The 18,821-nt window shown below is 44.5% G+C and carries 14 protein-coding genes; all 14 read left to right on the top strand.

What is annotated here, in order from left to right:
- Positions 1 to 238 precede the first annotated feature (238 nt).
- The 14 genes from HF312_06130 to HF312_06065 all read left to right on the top strand — a co-directional run bounded on the left by HF312_06130 (position 239) and on the right by HF312_06065 (position 18,760).
- The gene (locus tag HF312_06130; protein ID MCU7519778.1) at positions 239 to 2,644 is read left to right on the top strand and encodes an HAD-IC family P-type ATPase; all 2,406 of its coding nucleotides are present in this window, start codon (positions 239 to 241) and stop codon (positions 2,642 to 2,644) included.
- 1 nt (position 2,645) lies between these two features.
- Positions 2,646 to 2,822 carry a cbb3-type cytochrome oxidase assembly protein CcoS gene (gene ccoS / locus HF312_06125; protein MCU7519777.1) on the top strand — a complete coding sequence of 59 codons (177 nt, stop codon included), beginning with the start codon at positions 2,646 to 2,648 and terminating at the stop codon, positions 2,820 to 2,822.
- A gap of 36 nt (positions 2,823 to 2,858) precedes the next feature.
- Positions 2,859 to 5,036: a cytochrome-c oxidase, cbb3-type subunit I gene (gene ccoN / locus HF312_06120; GenBank protein ID MCU7519776.1), complete on the top strand. Its 2,178-nt coding sequence runs from the start codon at positions 2,859 to 2,861 to the stop codon at positions 5,034 to 5,036.
- Between the two features lie 16 nt (positions 5,037 to 5,052).
- A complete protein-coding gene (locus HF312_06115; protein MCU7519775.1) occupies positions 5,053 to 5,256 on the top strand; it encodes a cbb3-type cytochrome c oxidase subunit 3 in 204 nt (67 codons plus the stop codon).
- Entirely contained in the window at positions 5,231 to 6,151 is a 921-nt protein-coding gene (locus HF312_06110) for a c-type cytochrome (protein MCU7519774.1), read from the top strand. Before HF312_06115 ends, HF312_06110 begins: the two co-directional genes overlap by 26 nt.
- 26 nt (positions 6,152 to 6,177) lie before the next feature.
- On the top strand, positions 6,178 to 7,584 hold the full coding sequence (gene ccoG / locus HF312_06105) for a cytochrome c oxidase accessory protein CcoG (protein ID MCU7519773.1): 1,407 nt from the start codon (positions 6,178 to 6,180) through the stop codon (positions 7,582 to 7,584).
- A 38-nt stretch (positions 7,585 to 7,622) separates the two neighbouring features.
- Positions 7,623 to 8,063 carry a hypothetical protein gene (locus HF312_06100; protein MCU7519772.1) on the top strand — a complete coding sequence of 147 codons (441 nt, stop codon included), beginning with the start codon at positions 7,623 to 7,625 and terminating at the stop codon, positions 8,061 to 8,063.
- Positions 8,064 to 8,092: 29 nt separating this feature from the next.
- Positions 8,093 to 8,860, top strand: a complete 768-nt coding sequence (locus HF312_06095; protein ID MCU7519771.1) for a sulfite exporter TauE/SafE family protein — start codon at positions 8,093 to 8,095, stop codon at positions 8,858 to 8,860.
- 156 nt (positions 8,861 to 9,016) lie between these two features.
- The gene (locus tag HF312_06090; GenBank protein MCU7519770.1) at positions 9,017 to 9,508 is read left to right on the top strand and encodes a ferritin-like domain-containing protein; all 492 of its coding nucleotides are present in this window, start codon (positions 9,017 to 9,019) and stop codon (positions 9,506 to 9,508) included.
- A 236-nt stretch (positions 9,509 to 9,744) separates the two neighbouring features.
- Positions 9,745 to 10,155 carry a hypothetical protein gene (locus tag HF312_06085; protein ID MCU7519769.1) on the top strand — a complete coding sequence of 137 codons (411 nt, stop codon included), beginning with the start codon at positions 9,745 to 9,747 and terminating at the stop codon, positions 10,153 to 10,155.
- Between the two features lie 18 nt (positions 10,156 to 10,173).
- A complete protein-coding gene (locus tag HF312_06080; protein ID MCU7519768.1) occupies positions 10,174 to 10,671 on the top strand; it encodes a ferritin-like domain-containing protein in 498 nt (165 codons plus the stop codon).
- A gap of 385 nt (positions 10,672 to 11,056) precedes the next feature.
- Positions 11,057 to 14,425 (top strand): maltose alpha-D-glucosyltransferase, encoded by a 3,369-nt coding sequence (gene treS / locus HF312_06075; protein ID MCU7519767.1) that lies wholly within the window; start codon positions 11,057 to 11,059, stop codon positions 14,423 to 14,425.
- 37 nt (positions 14,426 to 14,462) lie between these two features.
- Positions 14,463 to 16,292: a malto-oligosyltrehalose trehalohydrolase gene (gene treZ, locus HF312_06070; protein ID MCU7519766.1), complete on the top strand. Its 1,830-nt coding sequence runs from the start codon at positions 14,463 to 14,465 to the stop codon at positions 16,290 to 16,292.
- A gap of 32 nt (positions 16,293 to 16,324) precedes the next feature.
- A complete protein-coding gene (locus HF312_06065; protein ID MCU7519765.1) occupies positions 16,325 to 18,760 on the top strand; it encodes a DUF3536 domain-containing protein in 2,436 nt (811 codons plus the stop codon).
- Positions 18,761 to 18,821: the final 61 nt, after the last annotated feature.

Here is an 18,821-nt window from a genome sequence, read left to right as displayed (position 1 = left end):
TTTTAAATGAAGAATCATACCATACGTGCACTCCCCAATAGCCCAACTGCCGCATCCGCAAAAACAGACTTCTCATCCTGAAAAATAAAAAAAGTGTTTACTTTTTAATAAATATTAGCTAAATAAGTAAGAAAGCGGGCCACTGGGGCAATTGGGCCGCAAGCATACCTCCCGGAATTGTCGTTTCCTGTTCTCTGTGCAGTTTCAACCAGATGATTTTCAATTATAATAAATAAAAATGGAAAAAATCTCAGCTTCTGAAGTTAAATGCTATCACTGCGGCAGCGACTGCCCTGAAGAGGCTATTGCTCTGGGAGAGAAAAACTTCTGCTGTTTGGGATGCAGAACAGTTTATGAAATTCTGGAAAAGAATAACCTGGGCCACTACTATGCCTTTACTGCTGCACCCGGGGCACAACAGAAAAAGTCTCACCTAAAAAAGAAGTTTGAATATCTGGACGATTCCGGTACTGCCGGAAGGCTTATAGACCTTACAGACGGAACGGTCTCAACCGTAACATTTTATATCCCTTTTATGCATTGCAGCTCGTGCATCTGGCTTCTGGAAAATTTATATAAGTTTAATGCCGGAGTGCAGTATTCGCGCGTAAATTTCCTTCAGAAAAAAATTACCATCAGGTACACCGAAACGATAATCAGCCTGCGGGGTGTGGCCGAACTGCTGGCGACAATAGGCTATGAGCCTGAAATCAGCCTGCAGGCTACGGAAGAGGGGAACAAAAAAACACAGGACAGAAGTATTTATTACAAGACCGGAATTGCAGGCTTCTGCTTTGGCAACATCATGCTTTTAAGCTTCCCGGAGTATCTCTCCATTGTAAACAATGTAGACCTCTTTCTTAAAGGATTCTTCAGCTATATTATACTGACTCTTTCGCTGCCGGTATTTTTCTACTGCAGCTCCGGTTACTTCACCTCAGCCTTCAGAGCCTTAAAAAAGAAAATGATAAATATAGATTTCCCGATTTCACTAGGAATTATTGCACTCTTTGGAAGGAGCGTTTTTGAGATATTGGCCCATTCGGGAGTGGGATACATGGACTCCTTAAGCGGACTGGTATTCTTTCTTCTCCTTGGAAGATTGTTTCAGGAGAAGACCTATAACGTCCTGAGCTTTGACAGGAATTATAAATCGTATTTCCCTGCTTATGCAGTTATAAAGAAAGAGGAGGGTGAGGCTTCTGTTCCGCTTTCAGCCCTGAAAGAAGGTGACAGAATTCTAATAAGAAATAATGAGCTTATTCCTGCGGATTCAGTACTGATAAGGGGAAGAGCCAATATCGATTACAGTTTTGTCTCCGGTGAATCTGTCCCTGTAGAAATAGCAGAAGGAGAAATAATCCATGCAGGCGGAAGGCAGAAAGGCACGGCTTTGGAGCTGGAAGTAATAAAGAAGACTTCTCAAAGCTACATTACACAGCTCTGGAACAGCAGCGACTTTGTTAAACCCGATGAAAATAAAATAATAACTTTCAGCAACCTTGCCGGAAAATATTTTACAGCAGTAATTCTCCTTATCGCCTCAGGTGCCGGACTGTACTGGCTTCAGGCGGGCATTGCAGAGGCCTTAAAAGTCTTTACTTCAGTTCTGATTATTGCCTGCCCCTGCGCGCTTGCACTTTCTGTTCCTTTTACGCTGGGCAGTACGCTAAGGATTTTCGGCAGAAATAAATTCTACTTAAAGAATGCCTCGGTTGTGGAAAAACTCTCCGGGATAGATCACGTGGTCTTTGACAAGACCGGTACACTGACAAAGCTGAATGAACGGAATATAAGGTTCTACGGCGCGGATCTTTCAGAAGAAGAAAAAGAAGTAATTAAGTCTGTGCTCTACAACTCCATACATCCTTTAAGCAGAAGCATACTGAAACTGATGCCCGAGGTAAGGCTCTGGGGGATAGAGGAATTCATGGAGTATCCGGGGCGCGGGCTAGAAGGCATTGTGCAGGGGCAGAAAGCAAGGCTCGGATCGGTTTCTTTTGTAATAGGCACAGAGGCCGGAATTCCCTCCGGCAGCAGCTCAACGGTTTACGTCTCAATTAATGATGAAATAAAAGGTTTCTTCAGAGCCACCAATATTTACAGGGATGGAATAAAGGAACTGGCCTCTTATCTTCAGACATATGAAATCTCAGTGCTTTCAGGGGACTTCGACGGTGAGAAAGAAACCCTGAGGGACCTCTTTGGCTCAAAAGCGAAAATACATTTCAGACAGTCCCCTTTTGATAAGCTGAGTCACATAAAAAAACTTCAGATGAAAAACTGCTCAACGCTCATGATTGGTGACGGCTTAAATGATGCAGGAGCCCTGATGAAGAGTGACGTTGGAATTTCAATTTCGGAGGAGGCAGTTAACTTTTCTCCTGCGTGCGATGCAATACTGGAGGCCGGGGAATTCAGCAGACTGGCTGATTTTCTTAAGTTCTCCAGGACAAGCATGAAAATAATTTATATGAACCTTGTTATATCACTGTTATACAACATAGCGGGGATAAGTTTTGCAATTAATAATAACCTGACACCCGTTATTTCTGCAATACTGATGCCCTTAAGCTCAATTACGGTAGTTGCTCTTGCAACACTTTCAACAAATCTGATGGCAAAAATAAAGGGGTTACGTTAGCATGTGGGTACTGGTTATACTGATGTTTTTCAGCCTTCTTGTTGCCCTCATATTTTTAGGGGCTTTCATCTGGGCCGTAAAAAGCGGGCAGTACGATGACAAATACACGCCGTCGGTTAGAATTCTTTTGGATGACGAATTGAAGATTAACACGGACCAAAAAAGAAAGGAAAAGTGAAAATATAAATCAGGTAGTAATTCCAGGAGGGGAATAATGGGAAAAGATAAACCGGATTACAGCAATGGAGATATAAAAGCTGTTCGTGGGGAAGTTTCAGTTAAGGTGGAAACCTTCAGTTATGATAACCAGATCGTAAAGAACTTTGCCCTGGCAACTATTGTATGGGGGATAATTGGAATGCTGGTGGGGCTTATTGCAGCAGTACAGCTTTTCCTGCCTCAGCTTAACCTGGGCATTCAGTATGTCACGTTCGGACGCATAAGGCCATTACACACAAATGCCGTAATATTTGCTTTTGTGGGTAACGCAATTTTTATGGGAGTTTATTATTCCATTCAGCGCCTCTGCAAAGCGAGGATGTACAGCGACCTTTTGAGCAAGATAAACTTCTGGGGCTGGCAGCTGATCATACTTTCAGCAGTTGTTACATTCGCCCTGGGATACCTGACCAGCAAGGAATATGCGGAACTTGAATGGCCGATTGATATTGCAATAACCGTTGTGTGGGTCGTCTTCGGCATTAACCTTCTGGGCACACTTATAAAAAGAAGAGAGCCTCACATGTACGTTGCAATATGGTTTTACCTTGCAACGTGGGTGACTGTTGCCATTTTACACATCGTCAATTCACTTGAAATGCCTGTTTCACTTTTTAAGAGCTATTCACTTTATGCGGGTGTTCAGGATGCACTGGTGCAGTGGTGGTACGGGCATAATGCCGTGGCATTTTTTCTTACGACACCATATCTGGGACTCATGTATTACTTCCTTCCGAAGGCAGCAAACCGTCCCATTTATTCATACAGGCTTTCAATAATTCACTTCTGGTCGCTCATATTTATATACATCTGGGCGGGGCCACATCATCTTCTTTATACAGCGCTTCCCGATTGGGCACAGTCACTAGGAACAGTGTTTTCAATCATGCTGATTGCGCCTTCATGGGGAGGCATGATAAACGGGCTTTTAACACTAAGGGGCGCGTGGGATAAGGTCCGTGAAGAACCGGTGCTGAAGTTCATGGTAGTTGCCGTAACGGCATACGGCATGGCGACATTTGAAGGCCCGATGCTGTCACTAAGGAATGTCAATGCTGCTCTGCACTATACGGACTGGATAATAGCCCACGTGCACATCGGGGCCTTGGGGTGGAACGGCTTTCTAACATTTGGAATTCTGTACTGGCTCGTTCCAAGGCTTTACCGCACTGAGCTCTTCAGTAAAAAGCTTGCAAACATTCACTTCTGGCTTGGAACCGCGGGTATTGTATTTGTAGCGCTCTCTTTATACTGGGCAGCCATAACACAGTCGCTCATGTGGAAGCAGTTTACACCGCTTGGAGTTCTTCAGTACCCGAACTTCCTGGAAACCGTGCTGCAGATTATTCCGATGTATGTTATACGTGCAATCGGCGCATCGGCATATTTTGCCGGGGTGATAATTATGGTTGTTAATCTTCTAAAGACAATGAAGATGGGCAGTTTCCTCATAGATGAGGCTGCAGAATCTCCGGCAATAATAAGCCGCAATGGAGGCGACAGGGGTCACCGCTGGCTTGAGAAGAGGCCAGTGCAGTTTACAATTGCCGCGGCAGTTGCAATACTAATCGGCGGAATAGTTGAATTTATTCCGACATTCCTTGTAAAATCAAACGTCCCCACAATTGCAAGTGTAAAGCCGCTTACGGCTCTTGAGCAGCAGGGGCGCGACATATACCAGAGGGAAGGGTGCAACAACTGCCACTCACAGATGATCAGGCCTTTCCGCAGTGAAACCCAGAGGTACGGCGAATATTCAAAGGCAGGCGAATTTGTTTATGACCATCCCTTCCTCTGGGGCTCAAAGCGCACGGGGCCCGACCTGCAGCGCGAAGGAGGAAAGTATTCCGACCAATGGCATTTTTACCACATGCAGAACCCGTCTTCAATGTCGCCCGGCTCCATAATGCCTTCTTATCCCTGGCTTTACACGCAGAGGCTTGACATAAGTAAGACAGGGGCTAAGATAAATGCTCTAAGAAAGATCGGGGTGCCTTACCGTGCAGGCTACGAAAATTTTGCAAATACAGAACTTACAAGACAGGCAGATGCAATTGCAAAAGGCCTTCTCTCGTCAGGCGTTCCTGCTGAAGCCGACAAGGAAATAATAGCTCTGATTGCATACCTGCAGAGGCTTGGAACCGACATTAAAGTAATTCAGGCAATGAAATAGCAAAAGGCGTCCAAAAATGTTATCACAATTTCTGGAGACAATAAAAGATATAGGGATTTATCCTGCAATTGCCCTGGTTATATTTTTCGTATTGTTTATACTTCTCTTAATCTGGATATTCAGGATGGATAAGACTTATACCAGCAAAATGAAAAAGCTTCCTCTTGATGAAAACAATAATAACGGGAAATACAATGGTGAAGACAATACCGGATATTAAGGCCCGAAGGAATAATTACAGCTCAATAGTTTTCATTGTCCTTACGGGTCTCATTACGCTACTAAATTACGTGAATACATTTTCTCAGGATGCTGCACAGCAGGCCAGTCCACAGGAGGAGATGAACTGGGGCAGTTATGCAAAATGGGCATCAGTACTGCTTGGGATACTGATTTTTGTAATACTAATCATCACACTGGTTTATGGAAACCGTCCGGAAGTTGAGGCAGGGGAAAAGAAGTTCTTCTTTAAGAGGCTTGTCAGCAGAATCAGCGCTGCCGCCCCGCTGGAAGAAGAAAAAGACATTATGATGGAAGATAATTACGACGGGATTAGAGAGCTTAATAATAAAATTCCCCCCTGGTTTAACATCCTTTTTTACGGCTCAATATTGTTTGCCGCAATTTACCTGATGGTCTTCCACGTGTTTGGATCGGGGCAGGTTTCACAGGATGAATACCAGTCTGAGGTGCAGGAAGCAGAGCTACAGAAAGAGATCCTCTTCCGTCAGGGGAAGCTTGTAACAGAGGCCAACGTGGAGGAGCTGAAGGACGCGGGATCACTCTTAAGCGGGAAAGAGACATTTATGGCAAAGTGCTCTGTATGCCACGGCCGGGCAGGTGAAGGTGTCGTGGGACCCAATCTGACGGACGACTACTGGATACATGGAGCCGGAATTAAAAATGTGTTTAAGGTAATTAAAAACGGCGTGCAGCAGAAGGGAATGCCGACCTGGGATGGGCAGCTGAGTCCAAAACAGATACAGGAAGTTGCAAGCTACGTCATTTCAATTCACGGTACTAATCCCCCTAATGCCAAAGCCCCGCAGGGGGTACTGGTAAAGCCCTCGGATGAGAGTTCAAGGGACAGTGCAAACACTATGGTTAAAAAATAAATATGTGTTAGAGGGAAATGAAAAATATGAGCCAGGCAGCTTCAGATAGGGACCAGGAGTTCAGGGATAGACTCGGCATTGTAAGTAAAGAGGGAAAAAGAAACTGGATTTATCCCAAAAAGCCGAAAGGGAAATATTACAAGGCGAGGACAATGGTTAGTATAGTTCTTCTCCTGTTTTTTTTCGGTGCTCCTTTTTTAAGGTATAAGGGAAATCCTGTTTTCCTGATAAATATAGTTGACAGGAAATTTATTATTCTGGGAACAGTCTTCGGGCCGCACGATTTCTTTTTACTTTTGCTTTCAATGATTGCGCTCGTGCTGTTTATATTTCTTTTTACCACCATCTTCGGGAGGGTCTTCTGCGGCTGGGTATGCCCACAGACGGTGTTTATGGAGATGGTATTCAGAAAAATTGAATACTTGATTGAAGGCGATGCATCAAGGCAGAGGCAGCTGAAAAAGTCCCGATGGACGGCTGAGAAGATTATGAAGAAAGGCCTGAAGAGCGTAATATTTTTTATTCTGTCGTTTCTGGTTGCAAATACTTTCCTTGCCTGGGTTATCGGAACCGGTGAACTCAACCGTATTGTGAGTGATCCTCCCGGGGAGCACCTGACAGGGCTCATTTCAATTACAGCTTTCTCACTGGCATTCTATGGCGTATTTGCATGGTTCCGCGAGCAGGCATGCATTCTGGTGTGCCCTTACGGCAGGCTCCAGGGCGTTCTGCTTGATGAAAATTCTCTTGTAATCGCCTATGACTACACGCGCGGTGAGCCGAGAGGAAAGCTGAAGAAGTCCGAAGTAAAGACGGAAAAAGGGGATTGCGTGGACTGCCTTATGTGTGTGGATGTATGCCCGACAGGAATAGATATACGCAACGGCACGCAGCTCGAATGCATTAACTGTACTGCGTGCATTGATGCCTGCGACATGGTTATGGAAAAAACCAGCAGGCCCAGAGGCCTCATACGCTACGCTTCGCTGAAAGGAATAAGGGAAAAGAAAGGATTCCGCTTTACTCAACGGGTGATTTTCTACAGCTCGGTTATTATGATACTGATTGCTGTAGTAGCATATTTGCTTTTAACCAGAACTGACTTTGACGTAAGCTTTTTAAGGACTCCGGGACTCCTTTCGCAGGAGCAGGCTGGAGGCAGGATAAGCAACATTTATGACCTTAAGGTCACAAACAAGACTTTTACCGACACCCCAATGAAGCTTGAGCTTGAATATGAAGAGGGCGAAATAAAAGTAATCGGTTACGACAATTTAATTTCCAAAGCGCAGGCAATAACCGCAACAAAAGTTCTGGTGACACTGAGTGAGAAGAAACTGAAAGGGCTGATTACACCTCTTAAGATATCTGTTTACGCAGGCGATAAAAAGGTGGATGAAGTAAAAACATCGTTTTTAGGAAAAGTAGAATAAAGAATAATTATAACTTCACAAACGGGATTAATACAAAAATGAAATTTCACTGGGGAATAAGAATATTTCTTCTTTACGGATTGTTTGTGCTTGGCATTCTTTCAGTTGTCTTTTATTATATGGGGCAGGATATGGATCTGGTGTCAAATGAATATTATAATGATGAAATAAATTACCAGGACAGAATTGAAAAGCTTAAACGCACCCGGGTCCTGAAAGAAGAGGTTAAATTTATTCCGGCAGATGACAAAGTAAAAATAGAATTCCCCGAAACAATTAAAGAAACTATAACGGGAGAAATCCTTTTTTCCCGTCCTTCAGGCAGAAAATATGATTTCAGGCTTTCGCTTAAGCCGGGGCAGGATCTGGTTCAGTCTGTAGACTTCCGCGGGAGAAGAAAAGGCTTGTGGAAAATTGAAATGAACTGGAAGGCCGGAGGTATGGAGTACCTGAATGAAGAGATTATTAATGTAAGGTAACTTTTTTAAGCAGCAATAAGGAAGCATGAATGGAACTCTGGAGCGCATTTCTAATCGGGATGGCAGGAAGCCTGCACTGTGCCGGCATGTGCGGACCTCTAATGGTTGCTCTTCCTGCAAATTCAAAAAGCAGGCTGGGCTTTTTTTTAGGAAGAATTATTTACAATGCGGGAAGAATAACGGCTTATATATTTCTGGGAATGCTCTTTGGAACTTTCGGCAGTGCAGCTGCACTGTTCGGAATTCAGAAGAATCTATCTGTTTTACTCGGGGCGATAGTAATATTTCTTGTAATTGTTCCACGGAGATATAAAAACAAAATCGGCAAAATTCCTGTATATGGATTCTACAACAGGAAGCTGCAGTCATACATTGGGAAACTGTTAAAAAGGGATTCCGGATTTACTTTATTGGCTCTTGGCCTTCTGAACGGACTGCTTCCGTGCGGGCTCGTGTATGTGGGGCTCCTGGGTGCAGTAACTGCGTCCGGGGTTAAGAGTGGGATGATCTATATGGGACTTTTCGGGCTTGGCACGCTGCCGCTGATGTTTACAATCTCAGTAATGGGTCATTATATAAGCATCGGACTGAGGCAAAAGCTAAGACGGGTTGTTCCATTACTTGCTCTTCTTCTTGGCGTAGTTTTTATCCTGAGGGGGCTGGATCTTGGAATTCCGTATATCAGTCCAAAGCTTTCAATAGCCGCTAAAACTGATCACATGAGCTCATACCGGGTAAAGCCGCCTGAAGTAAAGCCTGTTGCAGGCAGGCAACAGGCGGAAGACTGCTGCAAATAATCATGATACTGTTGTCCCGTCAAAAAATACAATCTATTTACAATTGCATAAAAGAGCTTAATTTCTGCTTAGCCTGAAAAAGTAATTATCTTGACATTTTTGGCAAAAAAAATATATTGAAAAGAGAAACGCGTTATAAACAAAGGAGGAATGAATATGCAAGTCGATTCGCTGAAGAAACTTTATATGGATGAATTGAGAGATCTTGTAAGCTCAGAAAGTCAAATCATTGATGCCATGCCGAAGATGATACAGTCCGCTTCATCTAAAGAACTGAAGAATGCCTTTAATGAGCACCTGGACGTGACAAAGCGCCAGCTGGACAGACTGAAAGAAATATTCCGCAATATGAATGAATCTCCGGAAGGCAAAAGCTGTGCCGGGATGGAAGGCATCATTCGCGAGGGACAACAGATGATGGGACAGTCTACGGATCCTGAAGTAAAGGATGCGGGCCTTATTGCTGCGGCACAGAGAATCGAGCACTACGAAATTGCCGTTTATGGCGTGGTAAGAACATACGCGGAAATACTGGGAGATGAAGACTCGAGGGATTTGCTGCAGAGTACACTTGATGAGGAAAAAGAAACAGATAAAAAGCTGACTGAACTGGCTGTTAACAGCATTAATGTGGAAGCAAAAAAATAAACTTCATGACCCTGCAGTTCCAAAAAGGGCATATTTTGTGTGGGCCCGGTGAATAGATATTGCAGGGTAAGTTTACCGGTCAGAGTTCATACATTACCTTCAGTATTCACTGGCAGGTTTAATTTTCCATAGAAATACTCTTTGGTTAATGTTTTCTTCAGTCTTCAATTAAGATAAATGTTACCGGTTTCATCATGAACCAATTTTCTTAAACAAAACGCTTTGGAGGTTGAGAAATGATGTGGGTATTAGATACTCAAGTTAATAATTTAAGATGTCTTCTGACATTACTGTACTTTAAGCACATATTGGCCTCACTGCCCGGCAGCGATCCGGACGACGATGAAATGGACGATGATGAAGAAATCATGCAGCCGGATATGGATGAATTTACAGATGATGAGGACTTTGAAGATGAAGAAGACGGCCTCCTGGATGAGGGCCTGGAAGATGAAGTCTTTGACGAGGAAGATGAAGATGAGGATGCTGATGAGGATGCGGATGCTGATGAGGATGATGAGGACTTCGACGAAGATGAAGACTTTGATGAAGACGAGGACTTTGACGAGGAGGAGATCGAGGGCGACTTCGATGTTGATGAAGATGACGATGAAGATGATTTTGATGACGACGAAGATTTGAAATAAAGATAGGAAGGAATCAATATGGCGATAAAATCAATGCACGACCTTTTAGTCGATTCAGTTAAGGATATATACTATGCTGAAAAGCAGGTATTAAAAACGATGCCAAGAATGATAAAGAAGGTGTCATCGACCAATGTAAGAAAGGCATTTGAACAGCACTCAAAAGAAACTGAAAAGCAGATTGCAAGGCTTGAGAAAGTTTTCAAAGAACTTAATATGACTCCTAAAGCTAAAAAATGCCCTGCCATTGACGGCATAATCCAGGAAGGTAAAGAGCTGATGGATGAGATCAACGATCCTAATGTTATGGATGCTGCAATCATTGCCGCTGCACAGAAGATAGAACATTATGAAATAACTTCTTACGGAACGGCCAGGACTTTTGCAGATCACCTTGGTATGAACAAGCTGGCGCAGCTTCTGCAGAATACGCTGGATGAAGAGTATGCCACTGACGACAAGCTGACACAGATGGCTCAGAGTGAAGTTAATGTTGAGGCCGTAGAGGCCAGCTAATTATATATACGGAATTTTTCGGAATACCCATTTAGTGACTCCTATAATATCTGCTTCTAATTGAATTTATTATAACAGATTTAATTAGAAGCAGTTCTTTTTTTGAGCCCCTTAAATTAAAAACACAAAGCTGCCTCCCGCGGAGCGGACAGGTGCGGGTATTTGGCCTTACGGGGTGCCAAAATGAAACGGATTTATCAGTAGATTTTTACAGCTTTATTTATTTATAATAATTAATCAACTGCTTAACCAATGGAATTAAAGTAAAGGGCAATTTATAAAAATTTATTGGTGAAGACAGCTTTTGTATTAGTTATTATTTAACAGGTTTATCCAAACCTCTTTACATACCGGAAGAAACTATTAGTCTAAAAAGGAGAACTTAATGACCGCCGATGGGAAATTCCTGGAAGATAATCCATTGTGGTATAAAGATGGAATAATTTATCAGGTACACGTTAAAGCGTACCACGACAGCAATAACGACGGGATAGGAGATTTTCGAGGGCTCTTAGAAAAGCTGGACTATATTGAAAGCCTTGGGGTTACGACTGTCTGGCTGCTTCCATTTTACCCTTCACCATTAAAAGATGACGGTTACGATATTGCGGACTATTATAATATTCATTCCCAGTACGGAATACTGGAAGACTTTAAGGATTTCTTAAAAGAGGCCCACCGCAGAGGGATCAGGGTAATTACGGAGCTAGTACTGAACCATAGCTCGGACCAGCACAGGTGGTTTCAGCTTGCGAGAATCAGCAAGCCGGGTTCGGTACAAAGAGATTATTACGTATGGAGTGATACGCCTGAAAAGTACAAGGATGCCCGCATAATTTTTGGGGATTTTGAAACCTCAAACTGGTCCTGGGATCCGGTTGCAAAGTCATACTACTGGCACAGGTTTTATTCGCACCAGCCGGACTTGAACTTCGACAATTCGCACGTCCATAAGGCTCTTTTCAGGGTAGTGGATTTCTGGCTTGATATGGGTGTTGACGGCCTGAGACTTGACGCGGTGCCTTATCTTTATGAGAGGGAGGGTACAAACTGTGAGAATCTTCCCGAGACGCACGGGTTCTTAAAGTCGCTTAACGCATACGTTAAAAAGCGCTTTAAGAACAAGATGCTTTTGGCCGAGGCCAACCAGTGGCCCGAGGATGCGGTGGAGTATTTCGGTAATGAAGATGAATGCCAGATGGCGTTTCATTTCCCGCTCATGCCAAGGCTTTTCATGTCGCTCCAGATGGAAGACCGCTTCCCGATCATTGATATTCTGGAGCAGACGCCGGCAATTCCTGAATCGTGCCAGTGGGCTATGTTCTTAAGAAACCATGATGAGCTGACGCTTGAAATGGTGACAGACGAGGAACGCGACTACATGTACAGGTTTTATGCAAAGGATAACCGTGCAAGGATTAACCTGGGTATCAGGCGCCGCCTGGCTCCGCTGGTTGAAAATAACCGCAGAAAAATTGAGCTCCTGAATATCCTGCTTTTTTCGTTTCCCGGAACACCCATTATATACTATGGCGACGAGATTGGAATGGGGGATAACTACTATCTTGGCGACCGCAACGGTGTAAGAACGCCGATGCAGTGGTCACCCGACAGGAATGCAGGCTTTTCGGCTGCCAATCCGCAGAAACTGTTTCTGCCGGTTATAATAGATCCTGAATATCACTACGAAGCTGTAAACGTGGAAGTGCAGGAAAGAAGCTCTTCGAGTCTTTTGTGGTGGATGAAAAGAGCCATTGCCGTCAGGAAAAGCCACAAGGCGTTCGGGCGCGGAAGCCTTGAATTTCTTTCTCCGGCCAATCCGAAGGTGCTGGCATTTATCAGAAAATACGAAGCAGAGGTAGTTTTAGTTGTTGTAAATCTTTCGAGATTTCCGCAGGTAGCAGAGCTGGACCTGGCAAAATATCAGGGCTATATTCCTGTTGAAGCTTTCAGCAGAAACAGGTTTCCGCTGATTGGGGAGAATACTTACATGCTGACCCTAAACCCGTATGACTACTACTGGTTCATACTGAAGCAGGAAGAGACTGTGCCCTCTCCGGAGGGAAGAAAAATTCCGGAAATAAGTGTAAAAGGCAGCTGGAAAAATATTTTGAAAGGGGAGATGCGGGCAATTTTTGAAGATACAATTTTGAGCCCTTACATAAAACAGTGCGAATGGTTTGAAGGCGACCGTCTGACAATTCAGGAAGTAAAAATTGAAGAGGAGATCTTTATTCCTGACGCTTCAGGAGATGAAGTGCTGCTCATTGTCAGAGTCAGTTACCTGGACAGGGTTCCGGAACATTACCTCCTGCCTTTGTCGGCTGCAAACGATGAAAAAGCCAGGAAAATTTCCCAGGCCTCCCCAGGCTCCGCAATTGCATGCTTGAATGCCGAAGGGCAGGTGCACACGCTTTATGACGGAATCTATGATGAAACATTCCGCCAGGAATTCTTAAAAATGCTTATACGAAGGCGCAACATCAGGGGTGAAAACGGGGAGCTGAGGGCAATAATTGAGAAGAGGATAAAGAGCATCTTCTCCGGAGGAAGAGTATATACTTCCTCGCAGGTACAGAGGATAGATAAAAGAAATATTAACCTTCTTTATGAAGACACACTGACCGTAAAGCTCTACAGAAAGCTAGACGAAGGGGTAAACCCCGGCGTTGAGGTACTTAAGCTTCTTACGGACAGAACGGATTTTGAAAATGTTCCGCCATATGGCGGGGCGATAATGTACTTCAGGAGCAATCTGCCGCCAATAACTTTAGGTGTGCTTAAAGAATATGTCATCTATCAGAGCGACGGATGGTCCTATATTATTGACGTTGTGAAGAAGCATTTTGACAATGTACTTGCCGCACAGAATGAAAATGAAAACGGGCTTCCGCAGATATCTTCTTTCCTTTCGGATCTGGACCAGCTTAAAGACTCGCCATATTTCGGTGAGATCGTTGAAAGGATAAATATTGAAATGGTAAGCCTTCTTGGAAAAAGGACAGGGGAAATGCATATGGCGCTTTATTCACTAAGAGATGATCCTGCATACAGCCCAGAACCCTTTTCAATGCTTTATCAGAGGTCTATTTACCAGTCGGTAAGAAGTCTCTTAAGAGGCACATACAGGCTTCTTAACAGAAATCTGCCTTTGATGCCGGAAGACCTAAGGCAGGAGGCACGGGATCTTCTTGCACTTGAGCAGCCTCTTTTATCATTTGCTGCAAAAATACTAGTAAGAAAGCTTCCTACTCAGAAGATCCGGATTCACGGGGATTACCATTTAGGGCAGGTGCTCTTTACGGGAAAAGATTTTGTAATAACAAATTTCGAGGGACCGGAAAGCCAGTCCATAAGCGAAAGAAAGCTCAAGCGCTCTCCCCTCAGGGATGCGGCAGGAATGATCTGGTCGTTTCATTATGCTGCTTATACGGCACTCATTGAATACAAGTCGTCGCGTTCTGAAGATATAACGATGCTCGAATCATTTGCCGAGCAGTGGTGGCTCTGGATGGGAAGCGTATTTATGCAGTCGTACTTTGATACCGTTCAGCAGACCGGGCTCCTTCCTCCTGAAAAAGAAGAGCTCGAATATATGCTGCATGTTTACCTGCTGGAGAAAAAATTATATGAGCTGCACTATGCTTTATCAAAGCATATGGATGAAGCCTACATTCCGATAAAGGGGATTAAGTATTTCTCCAAGTTCTTTCTAAAGGAAGGAAAGCAGGAAAACGCAGTTAAGACAAAGTAAAAGTAATTGAGTGTGTGTGACTTATGTTAGGTGAATTATGAAGATAGGTGCTAACTATTCAGGTGATGGAAAGTGTGAATTTGTTGTATGGTCGCCAATTGCGGAAAAAATGGAAGTCAGAATGCTTGACGGAGGAGAAAGAATAATCCCGATGCAGAGAGACGAGGAATATTACTGGAGGGCCGCAGCAGAGAATGTAAGACCGGGGCAGCATTATTTCTACAGGATAGATGGCGAAACCGACAGGAGCGATCCGGCCTCCAACTCTCAGCCCGAGGATGTTCACGGCCCTTCCGAGATTATTGATCACAACTCCTTCAGGTGGACTGACAAGGGGTGGGAAGGCATTCCGATTACAAATTATATAATCTATGAAGTGCATATCGGAACATTAACTGATGAGGGCACATTTGACTCGGCAATTAAAAGGCTTGATGACCTGAAGGATCTGGGTGTTACTGCAGTTGAGGTTATGCCTGTTTCGCAGTATCCGGGCGAAAGGAATTGGGGTTACGACGGTGTTTATCCGTTTGCCGTACAAAGCTCATATGGCGGTGCTGAGGCATTAAAGCGTTTTGTTGATGCCTGCCACAATAAGGGCCTGTCAGTAATAATTGACGTGGTCTACAACCATTTCGGTCCCGCGGGCAATTACCTCCACAGCTACGGACCGTACTTTACTTCAAAATATAAGACCCCCTGGGGTGACGCCATTAATTTTGATGAGGAGTATAGCGACGGAGTAAGAAACTATTTCATTGAGAATGTCCTCTACTGGCTCCGGGACTTCCACGTTGACGCCCTGAGGCTGGATGCGGTTCACAGCATTTACGACTTCAGCGCCAGACACATACTGGAGGAAATGGCCGAGTACACAGACCACCTCTCGAAGACTGAAGGGAGGAAACATTACCTTATACTTGAAAGCGACCTGAACGACGTAAGGCTCATCAACCCAAGAGAAATAGGAGGCTACGGCTGCCATGCACAGTGGACCGACGACTTCCATCACTCGCTTCACACTCTTCTAACGGGTGAAAATTCAGGCTACTACGTTGATTTCGGGACAATGGGCGATATGGCCAAAGCACTCAAGAACAGTTTTGTATATACCGGGCAGTATTCAAGATCGCGCAAAAGAAGGCATGGAAATGATCCTTCCGAAAGGCCTACATACCAGTTTATTGTGAGCACGCAGAATCACGACCAGATCGGAAACCGTGCCTTTGGCGAAAGGCTTTCGAGCCTGGTGTCATTTGATGCCGCAAAGCTTGCTGCAGGCGTAATGCTTCTGTCGCCTTATATACCGATGCTTTTTATGGGCGAGGAGTACGCTGAGGACACACCGTTCCAGTATTTCGTGAGCCACAGCGACCCCGTGCTCGTTAAAGCCGTTCAGGAGGGGAGAAAAGAGGAGTTTAAGAATTTTCAGTGGCAGAGTGAGGTGCCCGACCCGCAGAGCGAAATGACCTATATGAACTCAAAGCTGAAATGGGAAAAAAGGCATGAAGGAAAGCACGGCGTAATGCTGGGATTTTACAGGGAGCTAATCAGGCTTAGAAATACGCTTCCGGCCCTGAAGAATTTCGACAGGAGCGATATGAGCGTAACAGAAGTAGAAGATGATAAGATCATCTTCTTCCACAGGTGGAAACGTGAAAACGGAATATACTGCCTTATGAATTTTAACGATATGGAAGTTACCTCCTATGCAACTGTGCCAAAAGGCAGGTGGAGAAAAGTTTTAGATTCGGCAGAAGGCAGATGGATGGGGAAAGGCTCTTCAATGCCGGACAGATTAGATAAGAAGCAGGACATTACAATTAAAGAATTCAGCTTCGCTCTTTATGAGCTGGAAGTGATATGAGATGAAAATGAAAGGATAATAAAGGAGAACTTATGAACAGATACGTATGTATTCATGGGCATTTTTATCAGCCCCCGAGGGAGAACCCATGGCTTGAAGAGATTGAAGTGCAGGATTCGGCTTACCCTTACCGGGACTGGAATGAGAGAATTAATGCCGAATGCTACAGCCCCAATACGGCGGCCCGCATACAGGCAGGAGACGGCACGGTTCTTAACATTTTAAATAATTATTCAAAGATCAGCTTTAACTTTGGGCCTACGCTTCTTTTGTGGATGGAGAAGCATTCACCCGATACATATAAGAGCATTATACAGGCTGATATTGAAAGCCGGGAACTCTATTCAGGCCACGGATCGGCTATTGCACAGGTTTATAACCATATGATCATGCCCCTTGCCAACACAAACGACAAACGCACTCAGATAATCTGGGGCATTGCCGATTTTAAATTCCGCTTCGGGCGCGAACCTGAAGGGATGTGGCTTGCTGAGACCGCAGTTGACAATGAAACGCTCGATATACTTGCAGAGTTTGGAATCAAGTTTACAATACTGGCACCCCGGCAGGCAAAGCAGGTAAAGCCGATGGATTCTGAAGAATGGACTGACGTAAGCAACGCATCAATTGACCCCAAAATGGCATACCTTTGCAGGCTTCCTTCGGGAAGAACAATTAACCTGTTTTTCTATGACGGGCCGATTTCGCAGGAGCTGGCCTTCGGCGACCTCCTGAAAAACGGGGAGAACCTGGCCAACCGCCTTGTCGGCACTTTCAGGGATGACGACGCCCCGCAGCTTGCTAATATTGCAACAGACGGTGAAACCTACGGCCACCATGCAAAGCACGGCGATATGGCACTTGCCTACTGCCTGAACTTTATCGAAAGCAATAATTTGGCTAAGATAACTGTCTATGGAGAGTTCCTGGAGAAGTATCCTCCCACGCATGAAGTTGAAATTATTGAAGACACTTCGTGGAGCTGCATACACGGAATTGAAAGATGGCGCAGTAACTGCGGATGCAACACCGGCCGCCCGGGCTGGGGACAGGAGTGGAGGGCACCACTAAGAGAGGCTCTGGACTGGCTGAGGGACGAACTTATAGGATTCTATGAGAAAGGTGTTGCAGACTTTACTGAGGCCCCCTGGAAACTCCGGGACGATTATATAAATGTTATTCTGGACAGGCGTCCTGAAAGCTTGAATAAATTCTTTTCTTCATTCTCCTCGAACGGCTTTACGGATGAAAAGAAAACAAGAATTCTTAAACTTCTTGAAATGGAGCGTCATGCGCTTTTGATGTACACAAGCTGCGGATGGTTTTTTGATGAGATCTCGGGCATTGAGACCATCCAGGTGATAATGTATGCAGGCCGTGCAATTCAGCTGGCGCGTGAGCTTGGCGGACCTGACCTGGAGGCTGAATTTATCAAGCGTCTGGAGAAAGCACCAAGCAATATTCCAGAAGTGCAAAATGGCGGACGGGCATATGAAATGTACGTTAAACCCGCATTCATCGACATGCTCAGGGTTGCAGCCCACTTTGCAATTAAGGCTCTTTTCGAGAATAAGAAAGATGAAGAGGGTACTGAAATTTTCAGCTACAAAGTCGCGGAAGATTCCGACGAGAGATTTGAGGCGGGAAGGCAGAGGATGATTATTGGACGCGCCCTGATGCATTCAAATATAACGCTGGAAGATACCCCCGTAAGCTATGCAGTCATACATTTCGGCGATCAGATTGTAAACGGCGGCGTGAGGGAGTTTAAGGGTGATGAAGCATTTAACGAGATGAAGAGTGAGCTTGTTGATGCTTTCCAGAAAATGAACCTCGTTGAGATGGTCCTTCTTTTGGATAAGCATTTCGGCACTCATAACTACACATTGTGGCACCTGTTCAAGGATGAGAGCCGCAAGGTATATCGAATAATTATGAGAAAAACGCTGGAAGAAATTGAGTTTTCATTCAGGCAGATTTATGAAAACCACTATCCCTTAATGCAGGCTCTTGTGGATGCTAGGCTGCCTCTGCCGAAGGCAATTTCAACAGCCGTGGAGTTTGTCATTAATTCGGATATACTGAAAATACTTGAGAGCAGTGATCCTATAGATAATGAAAAACTTATGAAGCTGTCGGCCGAAGCAAAGAAGTGGTCCATTCAGCTGGAAAACCAAAGGTTAAGCTATGTGGCTTCCAGACGGATTAACAAAATGGCGCAGAAACTGGCTGAAGACCCAATGAATACCAGCCTTATGAACGAAATGGCAGATGACCTGATTTCACTGCACGGAATAGGTCTGGACCTTAATATGTGGAAGGCACAGAATATCCTTTTCTTAGTCGGGCAGGATCACCTGCATCCTATGAAGTCGAAGGCCAGAAAAGGTACGCAGTATGCTCAAAAATGGATGGGCAACTTCAAGAAACTGGAACAAGAAATGCAGATTAAACTGGAACAGACCTGAATAATTGACGTGAAGTCTCAATTGACCGGGAGGAGGCTTTAGGAAATTAAGGCCTCCGCTA

The sequence above is a fragment of the Ignavibacteria bacterium genome (assembly GCA_025612375.1).
Classification (GTDB): domain Bacteria; phylum Bacteroidota; class Ignavibacteria; order Ignavibacteriales; family SURF-24; genus JAAXKN01.
This window is presented reverse-complemented; position numbering and strand designations above follow the sequence as displayed.

What these genes read in the sequence shown, in the direction of transcription:
- HF312_06095 (MCU7519771.1), top strand. Translation starts at nt 8,093, where the DNA reads ATGGAACTCTGGAGCGCATTTCTAATCGGGATGGCAGGAAGCCTGCAC.
- HF312_06115 (MCU7519775.1), top strand. Translation starts at nt 5,053, where the DNA reads ATGTTATCACAATTTCTGGAGACAATAAAAGATATAGGGATTTATCCT.
- HF312_06080 (MCU7519768.1), top strand. Translation starts at nt 10,174, where the DNA reads ATGGCGATAAAATCAATGCACGACCTTTTAGTCGATTCAGTTAAGGAT.
- HF312_06110 (MCU7519774.1), top strand. Translation starts at nt 5,231, where the DNA reads ATGGTGAAGACAATACCGGATATTAAGGCCCGAAGGAATAATTACAGC.
- ccoS (MCU7519777.1), top strand. Translation starts at nt 2,646, where the DNA reads ATGTGGGTACTGGTTATACTGATGTTTTTCAGCCTTCTTGTTGCCCTC.
- ccoG (MCU7519773.1), top strand. Translation starts at nt 6,178, where the DNA reads ATGAGCCAGGCAGCTTCAGATAGGGACCAGGAGTTCAGGGATAGACTC.
- HF312_06085 (MCU7519769.1), top strand. Translation starts at nt 9,745, where the DNA reads ATGATGTGGGTATTAGATACTCAAGTTAATAATTTAAGATGTCTTCTG.
- HF312_06090 (MCU7519770.1), top strand. Translation starts at nt 9,017, where the DNA reads ATGCAAGTCGATTCGCTGAAGAAACTTTATATGGATGAATTGAGAGAT.
- HF312_06130 (MCU7519778.1), top strand. Translation starts at nt 239, where the DNA reads ATGGAAAAAATCTCAGCTTCTGAAGTTAAATGCTATCACTGCGGCAGC.
- HF312_06065 (MCU7519765.1), top strand. Translation starts at nt 16,325, where the DNA reads ATGAACAGATACGTATGTATTCATGGGCATTTTTATCAGCCCCCGAGG.
- ccoN (MCU7519776.1), top strand. Translation starts at nt 2,859, where the DNA reads ATGGGAAAAGATAAACCGGATTACAGCAATGGAGATATAAAAGCTGTT.
- HF312_06100 (MCU7519772.1), top strand. Translation starts at nt 7,623, where the DNA reads ATGAAATTTCACTGGGGAATAAGAATATTTCTTCTTTACGGATTGTTT.
- treZ (MCU7519766.1), top strand. Translation starts at nt 14,463, where the DNA reads ATGAAGATAGGTGCTAACTATTCAGGTGATGGAAAGTGTGAATTTGTT.
- treS (MCU7519767.1), top strand. Translation starts at nt 11,057, where the DNA reads ATGACCGCCGATGGGAAATTCCTGGAAGATAATCCATTGTGGTATAAA.